The 11282-nt window shown below is 57.6% G+C and carries 11 protein-coding genes and 1 tRNA gene; 7 read left to right on the plus strand and 5 right to left on the minus strand.

What is annotated here, in order from left to right:
• Positions 1 to 7: 7 nt before the first annotated feature.
• Both lpcA and E5K02_RS15390 read left to right on the plus strand, forming a co-directional pair.
• Positions 8 to 601 carry a D-sedoheptulose 7-phosphate isomerase gene (lpcA, locus tag E5K02_RS15385; RefSeq protein WP_135396075.1) on the plus strand — a complete coding sequence of 198 codons (594 nt, stop codon included), beginning with the start codon at positions 8 to 10 and terminating at the stop codon, positions 599 to 601.
• A gap of 129 nt (positions 602 to 730) precedes the next feature.
• On the plus strand, positions 731 to 2269 hold the full coding sequence (locus E5K02_RS15390) for a YifB family Mg chelatase-like AAA ATPase (RefSeq protein ID WP_135396077.1): 1539 nt from the start codon (positions 731 to 733) through the stop codon (positions 2267 to 2269).
• Between the two features lie 93 nt (positions 2270 to 2362).
• On the opposite strand, the gene E5K02_RS15395 is transcribed toward E5K02_RS15390, so the two are convergent.
• Positions 2363 to 2438 (minus strand) — tRNA-Lys (locus E5K02_RS15395).
• Between the two features lie 232 nt (positions 2439 to 2670).
• Here E5K02_RS15395 and E5K02_RS15400 point away from each other — a divergent pair.
• Positions 2671 to 3705 (plus strand): quinone-dependent dihydroorotate dehydrogenase, encoded by a 1035-nt coding sequence (locus E5K02_RS15400; RefSeq protein ID WP_135396079.1) that lies wholly within the window; start codon positions 2671 to 2673, stop codon positions 3703 to 3705.
• A gap of 37 nt (positions 3706 to 3742) precedes the next feature.
• On the opposite strand, the gene E5K02_RS15405 is transcribed toward E5K02_RS15400, so the two are convergent.
• The gene (locus tag E5K02_RS15405; protein WP_135396081.1) at positions 3743 to 4849 is read right to left on the minus strand and encodes an acyloxyacyl hydrolase; all 1107 of its coding nucleotides are present in this window, start codon (positions 4847 to 4849) and stop codon (positions 3743 to 3745) included.
• Between the two features lie 272 nt (positions 4850 to 5121).
• Between E5K02_RS15405 and E5K02_RS15410 the strand changes: the two genes are divergently transcribed.
• The 4 genes from E5K02_RS15410 to E5K02_RS15425 all read left to right on the plus strand — a co-directional run bounded on the left by E5K02_RS15410 (position 5122) and on the right by E5K02_RS15425 (position 8355).
• Positions 5122 to 5865: a porin family protein gene (locus E5K02_RS15410; protein WP_135396083.1), complete on the plus strand. Its 744-nt coding sequence runs from the start codon at positions 5122 to 5124 to the stop codon at positions 5863 to 5865.
• 153 nt (positions 5866 to 6018) lie between these two features.
• Positions 6019 to 6636: a porin family protein gene (locus E5K02_RS15415; protein ID WP_135396085.1), complete on the plus strand. Its 618-nt coding sequence runs from the start codon at positions 6019 to 6021 to the stop codon at positions 6634 to 6636.
• A 143-nt stretch (positions 6637 to 6779) separates the two neighbouring features.
• Positions 6780 to 7472, plus strand: a complete 693-nt coding sequence (locus tag E5K02_RS15420; RefSeq protein ID WP_135396087.1) for a porin family protein — start codon at positions 6780 to 6782, stop codon at positions 7470 to 7472.
• A 142-nt stretch (positions 7473 to 7614) separates the two neighbouring features.
• Positions 7615 to 8355 carry a porin family protein gene (locus E5K02_RS15425; RefSeq protein ID WP_135396089.1) on the plus strand — a complete coding sequence of 247 codons (741 nt, stop codon included), beginning with the start codon at positions 7615 to 7617 and terminating at the stop codon, positions 8353 to 8355.
• Positions 8356 to 8420: 65 nt separating this feature from the next.
• Here the strand turns inward: E5K02_RS15425 and E5K02_RS15430 are convergent, their stop codons facing one another.
• The 3 genes from E5K02_RS15430 to plsY form a co-directional block, all read right to left on the minus strand.
• The gene (locus tag E5K02_RS15430) at positions 8421 to 9785 is read right to left on the minus strand and encodes a dipeptidase (RefSeq protein WP_135396091.1); all 1365 of its coding nucleotides are present in this window, start codon (positions 9783 to 9785) and stop codon (positions 8421 to 8423) included.
• A 170-nt stretch (positions 9786 to 9955) separates the two neighbouring features.
• Positions 9956 to 10441: a DUF2199 domain-containing protein gene (locus E5K02_RS15435; RefSeq protein ID WP_135396093.1), complete on the minus strand. Its 486-nt coding sequence runs from the start codon at positions 10439 to 10441 to the stop codon at positions 9956 to 9958.
• A gap of 26 nt (positions 10442 to 10467) precedes the next feature.
• Entirely contained in the window at positions 10468 to 11106 is a 639-nt protein-coding gene (plsY, locus tag E5K02_RS15440) for a glycerol-3-phosphate 1-O-acyltransferase PlsY (RefSeq protein ID WP_135396095.1), read from the minus strand.
• Positions 11107 to 11282 lie beyond the last annotated feature (176 nt).

Raw genomic sequence — 11282 nt, forward strand, 5'->3', positions numbered from 1 at the left:
TTACGGCGTGACTGCACCGCTAACTGACCTCATCCGCGCCGAGCTAACCGAAGCGCGTACCGTGCTCGACCGTTTTCTGGCTGACCCCGAAAACCTCTCGCGCATCGAACAAGCTGCCCGCCTGATGGCCCAAAGCCTGCAGCAGGGCGGCAAAATCCTGAGCTGCGGCAACGGCGGCTCCCTCTGCGACGCTCAGCACTTTGCCGAGGAACTCAGCGGCCGTTACCGCCTCGACCGGCCCGCCTTGGGAGCCATTGCCCTCACCGAAGCCTCGCACATGAGCTGCGTGGCCAACGATTACGGCTACGAGCACGTCTTCAGCCGCTATGTGCAGGCCCTGGGCCGCCCCGGCGACGTGCTGCTGGCCATCAGCACCAGCGGCAACTCCCCCAACGTGCTACGCGCTGCCGAAGCGGCCAAAGCCAGCGGCCTGCGCGTAGTAAGCCTCACGGGCAAAGATGGCGGTTTATTGGCGGCCTTGAGCGACGTAGAAATCCGGGCGCCCCACCACGGCTTTGCCGACCGGGTCCAGGAAATCCACATTAAAGCCATCCACATCCTGATTATGCTGATTGAGCAGCTGGTAGCCGAAGCTCAGTAAGCCGCTTCCAAACCGGCCGTCCAACCATTTTCAGCCAGCTCCATCCGGGGCTGGCTTTTTTCGTGTTACTCGTCGGTTACTCCCCTATCTTAGCCACTGAATATTTACCTGACGTATCCTTACCTCCCTATGCTTACCAAAACGTATGGCTCGGCCGTGCAGGGCGTGAATGCCAATACTATCACCATTGAAGTCGTCGTCTCCCAGGGCACCAATTTTTACGTGGTCGGCCTAGCCGACAATGCCATCAAGGAAAGCCAGCAGCGCATCGAAGCGGCCCTTAAGATTCGGGGTTACCGGATGCCGCGCACCAAAGTGGTGGTAAACATGGCTCCGGCCGATATCCGCAAAGAAGGCTCGGCCTACGACTTGCCCATTGCCCTGGGCATCTTGCACGCCTCCCAGCAGCTAACCACCGACAAGCTGGGCGACTACGTTATCATGGGCGAACTGGCCCTGGATGGGGAGCTGCGTCCGATTCGCGGGGTACTGCCCATTGCTATCCAGGCCCGCAAGGAGGGCTTCAAAGGTATTCTGCTGCCCCGGGCCAACGCCCAGGAAGCTGCCATCGTGAATAACCTGGACGTTATCCCGGTGGAAAATATGCAGCAGGCCATCGACTTTTTCGAAGGTCGCTTAGCCATTGAGCCTCTGACGCTGGATACCCGCACCGTGTTCCAGAGCACCGTAAATCAGTACGCGGCCGACTTTGCCGACGTGCAGGGCCAGGAAAACATCAAGCGGGCCCTGGAAATAGCCGCTGCTGGCGGACACAACGTCATTATGATAGGCCCACCGGGCGCGGGCAAAACGATGCTGGCCAAGCGCCTGCCCAGCATCCTGCCGCCCCTGTCGATTCACGAGGCACTGGAAACAACTAAGATTCACTCCGTAGCGGGCAAGCTCGGGGCCAATGCCTCGCTGCTTACTACGCGTCCTTTCCGAGCCCCGCACCACACCATTTCCGACGTGGCCCTGGTAGGCGGGGGCGGCAACCCCCAACCGGGCGAAATTTCCTTGGCTCATAACGGAGTGCTGTTTCTGGATGAGCTACCGGAGTTTAAGCGCACCGTGCTGGAAGTAATGCGCCAGCCCTTGGAGGAGCGCCGCGTGACCATTTCCCGGGCCAAAGTCAGCATCGACTTTCCGTCGAATTTCATGCTTATTGCCAGCATGAACCCCTGCCCCTGCGGCTACTACAACCACCCCGAAAAGGAGTGCGTGTGCGGCCCAGGCGTGGTGCAGCGCTACCTCAACAAAGTCAGCGGCCCGCTGCTCGACCGTATCGACCTGCACGTGGAAGTAACGCCCGTGACCTTCGACCAGATGACGGCAACACTCAAAGCCGAAACCAGCGAGAATATTCAGCGGCGGGTCGAGAAGGCCCGGGAGGTGCAGGCCGCCCGCTTTGAGGAATTTCCCGAGATTCACTCCAACGCCATGATGCCTTCACAGATGGTAAAAGAGCTATGCCAGATTGGCGATGCGGGCCGGGCCCTGCTCAAAACGGCCATGGAGCGCCTGGGGCTTTCGGCCCGGGCCTATGACCGGATTCTGAAAGTTGCCCGCACCATTGCCGACCTGGGCGGCTCCGAAACCATTGAATTAGAGCACCTGGCCGAAGCGATTCAATACCGTAGCCTCGATCGGGAAGGCTGGGCTGGCTAATTGAGCGGCCGCTACTTTGACCATTTTAGGCGAAGCGAGGTCCGGAACTGGCCCCAACGAAAAAGCCCGGTCTGCGCAGTGCAGACCGGGCTTTGGTGATCCCGCTGGGATTCGAACCCAGGACCCATACATTAAAAGTGTATTGCTCTACCAGCTGAGCTACAGAATCAGTTCCCGATGGCTAAACAGGTTTGGCGTTTCGGGGTTGCAAAAGTGGCAGAAACAGGGCTATTGTCCAAATTTTGGAAAAGCAAGTTTGCATAATTTTCACCCATATTCATTTATACCACTTAGTATCAGCACTATAATTTCATCAAAAAACTTAACATTGATTATTAGTTGACAGGCAGTAATCCACCGGAATAAGTAAGAGCTTTGCAACCGGATACTCTGTGGCCCCTATGTACAAAGCCTTACTTAAACCCCTGCTCTTCCAGCTCGACGCGGAACAGGCGCACCACTTTGTTTTCGACAACCTCCGGCGTAGCAACCGCCTACCCGGCATGCCTGCCTTGTTACGTAGTCTCTACGACTTCACCCACCCGCAACTAGAACGGGAAGTATTTGGGCTGAAATTTCGGAACCCGGTGGGCCTAGCGGCCGGCTTTGATAAGAATGCCGAACTGACCGATGAGCTGTCGGCCTTGGGTTTTGGCTTTGTGGAAATCGGGACGGTGACGCCGAGGCCCCAGCCCGGCAACCCCAGCCCGCGCCTGTTTCGGCTCAAGCAGGACGAGGCCCTGATTAACCGGATGGGCTTTAACAATGCCGGAGCCACCGCCGCTGCCCAACGCTTACGTCAGCGCCGCTCCACCATGCTTATCGGCGGCAACATCGGCAAGAACAAGGACACTCCTAATGAGCAGGCCGCCGACGATTACATAGCTAGCTTCGAGGCCCTGTTTGATACTGTCGACTATTTCGTCGTAAACGTCAGCTCGCCTAATACGCCCAACCTACGGCAGCTGCAGGAAAAGGAGCCGCTGATCAAGCTGCTGCAGCAGGTGCAGGAAGTCAACCTTGCTAAAGCCCGCCCCAAGCCCTTGCTTCTTAAAATCGCGCCCGACCTTACCGATGGTCAGCTTGATGACATCCTGACCATTGCTGCCGAAACCAAGCTTAGTGGGCTGGTAGCAACCAATACCACCATTGCGCGGGACAATCTGCAAACCACCCCCGACCACCTAACCAGCATTGGGGCGGGCGGGCTGAGTGGCAAGCCCCTGCGGCAGCGAGCCACGGATGTTATCCGCTACCTGCACCGGCAAACGGAAGGGGCTCTACCCATCATTGGCGTAGGAGGTATCAGCTCGCCTGCTGATGCGCTGGAAAAGCTGGCCGCCGGCGCAAGTCTGGTGCAGCTCTACACCGGCTTTATCTACGAAGGGCCCGCGCTGGTTAAGCGAATCAATCAGGCCCTGGTGGCCAGCCGGTAAGCAGCTTAAGCCTCAGACAATATTCCCAGGTCGGCACCTACAGCCTCGCTCCTACTTTGAGCTCAACGACATCGGCCGCGCCGCGGTGAATCTTTAGGTCGGCGGCGCCCCAGAAGTGGCGGCTGAACTGGTACTTCAGCCCCAGTCGCTCGTAGTAGAACTTGTTGGACTTGTAGGGATTGTAGACGTAGAAGCCCAGGTGGGATACAAAAGCCAGGCGCCCAAACAGCAGTTCGTGCCCGAAAAACACCCCGGCTTTTTTCACGTCGGGCAGCTTTTCGCCGCTGCTGGATGTGTCGCGCAACTGCACGAGCAACGACCGGTCGTAAAATCCTTCGGCGCCGAGCACCAAGTTACTTTTGCGGTTTACGCGCCGCCCAACCATCACCGACACCGACTGCGCGGTGTACTTGCGCCGGTCCGACTCGTTGCGCTGCTTAAAGCCCAGACTAGTACTCAGATCCAGAAAGTTGTGCCCTAGCTCATCGGGCTCGGCCGTGGGGCCCGTGCTTACGGGGCGGAAGGGGCGCTGCTGATGATAATTAACTCCGACGAACACCGTGGGCAGGTTGATGCCGAAATTAGGCTTGGTAGTAGCACCGTTGGAGTAATGATTGAGCCCGACGCCCAGGAGCAGGCCGTAGTGAGGCGTAAGGGCCACATCATACTCCAGCCGGGTCTGCAGCGTGGCGTTCAGCCGCGAGCTGACGATGTTGTTGCGGTGGTTGGTTTCCTGGTCAAAGCGGATCGGGAAAAAGCCGAGGCCGGTACCGATGCGGAAGTTAAGCTCTTGCCGGGCCGTGCGGTAAAAGGACTTGTTGATATAAACCGTGGCTGCGTACGACTTGCCCAGCACCGGATTGTGGTAGTCGTAGTAAACCAGCGCCAGGCCCACTTTGGGGTATTTATACCAGGCGTGCCAGGGCTCGGCCCCATTGGTCTGCCGCTGCAGGTTTAGTTCCAGCCCGGTGGGGTGCGACACGACCAAGTGCTTAACCGATGGCGTGTGGCCGATAATAAAGCTGCCTTGCGCGTAGGCGCCGATAATCAGCGGAGACCGGGTAGCAGTGGCAGTGGAGTGCTGGGCCCGGCAGTAGGCGCCTACCACCAGCAGAACCACAAGCAAACCATAGCGAAGCATCATAACAACAGTAAAGTCCAAGCTCCTCAAAAATAGCTAAACCCACCGTAGCAGCCGCGGAAACGCCGCGTTATTCTGCGGACCCCAACCCGTTGAGCCTGTTAGGACTTGTGGGAAACCAGCTAATTATCATTTAGTTAATTCCAAGAAAAGTTAGTACTCATCAGCAACATTTGGAGCTGGCTTTGCGCTAGTAGTTATCAAAGCAGGTTTTGTGGGTTTGCCTGCTCCCCTGTACAAAGCCCAGAACTAGCCACCCTTTTGTCTCTTAGATTATGAAAAAATACGCAGCCCTCGCCCTGGCTCTTGCCTCTGCTTCCGCTGGCTACGCGCAAGATGCCGGCGGTTTCCGCATCGGTGTGAAGGCGGGTGCCACCTACTCCAACCTCTCCGGCGACAACGTCACCCAAATCACCGGCTCGAACTACAACAGCGAAATTGGCTCTTACAAGCTCGGCTACAACGCGGGTCTGAGCTTCAGCCTGCCCGTGAGCAGCGACGGGTTCTTCTCCATCGCGCCCGAACTGCTCTACAACCGCAAAGGCTACGAGATTCAGTCGACCCAGAAAAGCGGCTTGCCCGCGGGCGTAGCCAAGGTTGAAACCGAGCAGCAGCGCGTACTGCATTACCTCGACGTGCCGGTGCTAGCCAAAATCAACGCGGGCGGCCTGTTCTTTGAGCTAGGTCCCCAGGTCAGCTACCTGTTTGGCTCGAAGGTGAAGCAGCAGACGACCACCAAGTACACCAACGGCGACAAGGACAAGGTGGAAGACAACAGCGGCTTTTTGGATTACACCGGAGCCACGCGGGATGAGGCCGATAAGTCGGATCTGGCGCAGTTCGATATTGCCGGGGTAGCCGGCCTGGGCTACATGACCGAAGGCGGCCTGAGCCTGGGTTTGCGCTATGCCCGGGGCTTCAATTCCGTTATCGACACCAAAGACGCGGACAACGAGCCGAAGGCATTCAACAACGCTTTTACCCTGCAGGTGGGCTACTTGCTTCCCCTGGGAAAATAAGCCTAGTAACCGCCTGACAATCGGGGGTATTGGTGCTGAGCAGAAGTTTTTTTCCGCTTCAGCTATACCCTAACCGTCTTAATTCCGTTTGAGGGCACATCCTGGGCATTCCAGGATGTGCTTTCTTTTTACTCCTACCACACTCCTTCTCCCATGAAAAAGACCACTGTCCTGTTGTCCATCTTAGCTGCCGTAGGTCTGACGACCACTGCGCAAGCGCAAGTTCGTTTCGGCGTGAAGGGTGGCGTCAACCTGTCTAACTACTCAGGTTTGACCGACGAGCAGAAGAAGTTTGACGAGAACCTAGTGAATGCCAACGGTGGCGTGATGCTGAACGCTCCGCTCACCGACGACGGCTTCTTCTCCATCCAGCCCGAACTGCTGTACTCGGGCAAAGGCATCAAGTTCAAAGGCGACGGATTTGAGTCAGTAGACCGTATGCACTACCTCGACCTGCCGATTTTGGCTAAGATCAACGCCGATGGCCTGATCTTCGAAGCCGGTCCGCAGCTGGGCTACATGGTATCGCGCAAGGGCACGCTGACGGCCGGTGGCGTAACGGCCGAAGACAGCGACTTCAGCGGGGTAAACCGTTTCGACTTCGGCTACATTGCCGGCGTTGGCTACGAGTTTGACAACGGCTTTGGCTTGGGTGTACGCTACAACGGCGGCCTGCTCAAAGTTGAAAAAGAAGTAGCTGGCCAAGAGCAGTCAAACGCCAAAAACTCGGTATTCCAGTTTCAGGTTGGCTACCTCTTCGGAGCCAAATAAACTGCTTTTACTTCGCAAAAAAAGCCCCGTTCCACACTGAAACGGGGCTTTTTTACGTTTGAAGTATTTTAGGACAGTTGCACTTTGGCATATTTTTAGCCTGACTGCTTTCAACCCTTTCCTTGTACCTCATTCCTTCTCCCATGAAAAAGACCGTAATTGTTTTAGCCTCTTTGCTATCGGTCGCAACGATTAGTGCCTCCCGTGCCCAGGGCGTCCGCCTCGGGCTCCGGGCCGGTGCCAATTACTCCAACCTGGCGGGCGACGTTCAGAACGAAAGCACCTACAATAATAAACTTGGCTTTTTGGGCGGCCTCATGCTCAATGCCGACCTGACCGGCGACGGTTTCCTGTCGGTACAGCCCGAGCTGCTGTTTTCCCAGAAAGGCTTCGAGAACAAGCCTACCGAGTATAAAAATCTGGTCGGTACCACCCAGAAGCGCGAAGGCAAAGTCAACTACAACTACCTCGACGTGCCGGTGCTGTTCAAGGTCAATGCTAGCGGCCTGGTTTTCGAGGCTGGTCCGCAGTACTCCTACCTGCTTAGCGTGAAGGATGAAACGACGGTCACCACCAAGTCGGGCATTACCGGCAACACCAACACGGCCACCACGCATGACCAGAAGGACCTGAGCAACCTCAACCGCAACGAGCTGGGCTACGTGGCTGGCCTGGGTTATCAAGCCGAAAATGGGGTGAGCCTGAACCTGCGCTACACCGGGGCCTTCAGCGACTTTGTGAAAAGCGACAATGGCACCTACTTCGACGGGGACTTGAAGAATGCCCGGCAATCGGCCTTTCAGGTTTCGTTGGGCTATCTGATTCCCAACAAATAATTGGCGCTCGTACTGCAAAAGCCCGGTTTCCGTTAGTGGAGGCCGGGCTTTTTCATGTCTTAACACTACCGGCCTGCTGAAACTGTGCTTAGCTTTACCTCAGTAACTCATTCCTCAGCCTTTGACCTCGAAGCGGCTTTCCATGAAGAATCTTAGCCTGGTGGCAGCCCTGCTGCTGACAGCCAGCACAAGCCAGGCTCAGCAGCTGCGCCTAGGGCTGAAAGTTGGCGGCAACGTGTCTAATGCCGTAGGGCCTGATGCGCGGGAGAGTTCTTGGCTAGTGGGCCTCCACGGTGGTATTACGGCCCAGCTACGACCAGCCGGCTTGCCCAACTGGGGCTTGCAAACCGAGGCGCTATACACGATGAAGGGTGATAATGCTCTGCTGTACGGCCCCAACCTGATGGCCCGGCTGACTTACGCGGATATTCCCCTGCTGCTGCAATACCACTGGGATGACGTATTCTTCGAGGCCGGCCCGCAAGCCAGCTACCTGATTTCGGCTACGGCTAACGTGCCGGAAACCGTGCTGCCCGATTTCAAAGCCTTTGTATATGGGTTTGCCGTAGGGTTTGGTTACCAAAACGACGCCGGCGTACGCATCGGCTGGCGCTACAACGCCGACCTGACCAACGTGACCAACCCGGTGGAAGTGAACGGGGAGCCAACCCAGCTGCGCATGCGCAACAGCGTGATGGAGCTGCACCTTGGCTATAATGCCGGCGTCGGGCAGCTCGGCAAGGCCGTAGGCGACGCGGGCCGCGGCATTGGGCGGGGCGTCAAGTTTGTGGTTACGGCCCCGTTCCGCATCTTCCGCAAGAAGCGACCAGCACCTCAGCAAGCTGCTCCTAGCGCCACTCCTGCCTCAACGCCCAAACCTTGAAGCAAACAAAAGGCCCCGACTGTTTCAGTCGGGGCCTTTTGTTTGCTTGTTGAATACTCCAGAAACTACTTGGCCATAGCGGCGGCGTAGTTGCGGTAAAAATGCGGAATGGTTTCGATACCCTTCAGGAAGTTGAACACGCCGTAGTGCTCATTGGGCGAGTGAATGGCATCGGAGTCGAGGCCGAAGCCGAGCAGTACCGAATCCAGGCCCAGCTCGGTTTTGAACATGGCCACAATCGGGATGGAGCCGCCACCGCGGGTAGGAATGGGACGCTTGCCGAAGGTGGTTTCCATGGCATCGGCGGCGGCTTTGTAGGCTACCGAGTCAGTGGGCGTAACCACCGGTTCGCCGCCGTGGTGGGGCTTCACTACTACCGTGACGCTAGCCGGGGCAATGCTTTCGAAGTGCTTTTGGAACAGGGCCGTAATTTCGTCGGAGGTCTGGTGGGGAACCAGGCGCATCGAGATTTTGGCGTAGGCCTTGGAGGCAATAACCGTCTTGGCACCTTCGCCGGTGTAGCCGCCCCAGATGCCGTTCACGTCGAGCGTGGGCCGGATGCTGGTGCGCTCCAGGGTGCTGTACCCCTTTTCGCCGTGAATGTCGGTCAGGCCGATGCTCTGCTTGAACTCCTCATCGGAGTGCGGGGCCTTGGCCATTTCGGCCCTTTCCTCGGCGCTGAGCTCGTCCACGTTGTCGTAGAAACCGGGAATGGTAATGTGGTTGTTCTCGTCGTGCATCGAGGCAATCATCTTGCACAGGATGTTGATGGGGTTGGCCACGGCCCCGCCGTAGAGGCCCGAGTGCAGGTCGCGGTTGGGGCCGGTTACCTCCACTTCGTGGTAGCTTAGCCCGCGCAGGCCCACCTCGATGCTGGGCGTGTCATTGGCCAAGATACCGGTGTCGGAAATCAGGATGACATCGGCCTTGAGCTTTTCCTTGTTGGCGCGCACGAAGATGCCCAGGTTGTTGGAGCCTACTTCCTCTTCGCCCTCAATCATGATTTTGACGTTGCAGGGCACCCCGCCTTCCTGCATCAGCACCTCAAAGGCCTTCACGTGCATGTACACCTGGCCCTTGTCGTCGCAAGCGCCGCGGGCGTAGATGTTGCCGTCCTTGATGACGGGCTCAAACGGGGGCGAATCCCAGAGCTCGTAGGGGTCGGCGGGCTGCACGTCGTAGTGGCCATACACGAGCACCGTGGGCAGGGCCGGGTCAATGATTTTCTCACCGTAGACGATGGGGTTGCCGGCTGTCTGGCACAGCTCCACATTCTCTACGCCAACTTCTTCGAGGCGGGTTTTGAGGTATTCAGCGGCCCGCAGCACGTCGCCGTGAAACTTAGGGTCGGCCGAAACGGAAGGAATACGGAGCCAGTCGAGCAGCTCACTCAGAAAACGTTCTTGGTTACTTTCGAGGTAGGAAGCCATGCAGGATGGGGTTGGGAAGTACGGCGTAAAAGTAAGCAGCCGGGCTGGGAAAGCGAGGCTACCCCAATAAAACGCCCGCGTAGTCCTTGGCGGCCCCCAGAGGGCGCAGCATGGGCCGGGCTAAAGTCCGTTATTAGTTTCCTTGCCGCGAGTAGAAGGTGCGGTGTGCATCACTTTGGAAAAGTTTCGTGCACTATTTCCCACGCTCTGGCCAAGCTGATACCCTCTCGTTGCGCCACGGCCAACGGATGGTCTGTAGGTTCGAGCTCTATCCAAGGGCGTAAACCCTGACCGCGAAAATGAGCCCGGGATTTGAGGCTCAAGGTTGGAGCAAAAGCAGCTATTTCAGTGCAGAACCAGCCAAAATAAGGACCTATTTCATCTGTATCAGGCGGGTTCTGGTACTTACGAAAGTTCTCTTCCGCCTGGCTTACCCAGACCCCAAATCCCAAAGCTTCTTCCTGCCCATGAATGGGAATTTCCAGCACGCCACGGATAAAAAACTCCCGATTATCAATCACGCATCTATCCCTTGTTAAAACAACCCGATCAGCCCGTTCTTGCTCAGAAATGGTATACATGGGCCAAGGCGCTGCCGAACTTAAATCGGGAAGCGAATCATGAAGCTGTCCGCAGCAAGCGCATTGATAACTCATATACCCGGAGTTGAATGAACGCTCTCCTACTTCCGCCCAAACAGCGGCACGCGGCTTTCCGTCCCGGCGCGCAGGCGGCCGATGTTGGCGCGGTGGGTATAAATTAGCAGGCCAGCCAGCACGAAGCCGAAGCCCAGCAGCAAGTTGTTGTCGGGGCGAAACGGGGGCAGCAGCTGCAGCAGGGCAAAGGCCACGCCGGCCGTCATGCTGGCCAACGACACGTAGCGGAACAGCAGCAGCATCACGAGGAACACCAGGATGCAGACGCCCACCGTGCCCGGAGCAATGGCCAGCATCATGCCCAGCACCGTCGCGACGCCCTTACCCCCGCGAAACTGGGCAAAAATCGGATAGATGTGCCCAATAACGGCCAAAGCTCCGCAGGCCAGTTGAAAGTAAAGCAGCTGGTCGGGGCGAATAGCGCCCTGGTTGAGCATAACCGTCGCCATCATGGTAGCGGCCCACCCCTTGAGCACATCAATGGCCATGACTACCGAGCCCGGCTTTTTGCCTAACACCCGGAACGTATTAGTGGCTCCCGCATTGCCCGAGCCATGCTCCCGAATGTCGAGCCCAAAAAAGCGGCGGCCCACCCACAGGGCCGTTGGGATGGAGCCCAGCAGATAGGCGGCCACGAGCAGGCCAAGGACAACGGGAATGTTCATAGAGCGAGGGCAAAAAACGGCGGTTTGGCCAAAGATACGGGCCTTTAGCAGGCTTGTACGCAAATCTGCACGGTTGTGCTGGCCTGCCGGGGGTTGGGAGGCTAGGCCGACGCTATCTGCCAGCCAGCGGCTAGTGACGACATCGGCCGCCACCGCCAAAAAACAGCCCCGCACCG

The organism is Hymenobacter metallicola (assembly GCF_004745645.1).
In the GTDB taxonomy this organism is placed as follows: Bacteria; Bacteroidota; Bacteroidia; order Cytophagales; family Hymenobacteraceae; genus Hymenobacter; species Hymenobacter metallicola.

What these genes read in the sequence shown, in the direction of transcription:
- E5K02_RS15435 (WP_135396093.1), bottom strand. Translation starts at nt 10,441, where the DNA reads ATGAGTTATCAATGCGCTTGCTGCGGACAGCTTCATGATTCGCTTCCC.
- E5K02_RS15410 (WP_135396083.1), top strand. Translation starts at nt 5,122, where the DNA reads ATGAAAAAATACGCAGCCCTCGCCCTGGCTCTTGCCTCTGCTTCCGCT.
- E5K02_RS15390 (WP_135396077.1), top strand. Translation starts at nt 731, where the DNA reads ATGCTTACCAAAACGTATGGCTCGGCCGTGCAGGGCGTGAATGCCAAT.
- plsY (WP_135396095.1), bottom strand. Translation starts at nt 11,106, where the DNA reads ATGAACATTCCCGTTGTCCTTGGCCTGCTCGTGGCCGCCTATCTGCTG.
- E5K02_RS15415 (WP_135396085.1), top strand. Translation starts at nt 6,019, where the DNA reads ATGAAAAAGACCACTGTCCTGTTGTCCATCTTAGCTGCCGTAGGTCTG.
- E5K02_RS15425 (WP_135396089.1), top strand. Translation starts at nt 7,615, where the DNA reads ATGAAGAATCTTAGCCTGGTGGCAGCCCTGCTGCTGACAGCCAGCACA.
- E5K02_RS15420 (WP_135396087.1), top strand. Translation starts at nt 6,780, where the DNA reads ATGAAAAAGACCGTAATTGTTTTAGCCTCTTTGCTATCGGTCGCAACG.
- E5K02_RS15400 (WP_135396079.1), top strand. Translation starts at nt 2,671, where the DNA reads ATGTACAAAGCCTTACTTAAACCCCTGCTCTTCCAGCTCGACGCGGAA.
- E5K02_RS15405 (WP_135396081.1), bottom strand. Translation starts at nt 4,849, where the DNA reads ATGATGCTTCGCTATGGTTTGCTTGTGGTTCTGCTGGTGGTAGGCGCC.
- E5K02_RS15430 (WP_135396091.1), bottom strand. Translation starts at nt 9,785, where the DNA reads ATGGCTTCCTACCTCGAAAGTAACCAAGAACGTTTTCTGAGTGAGCTG.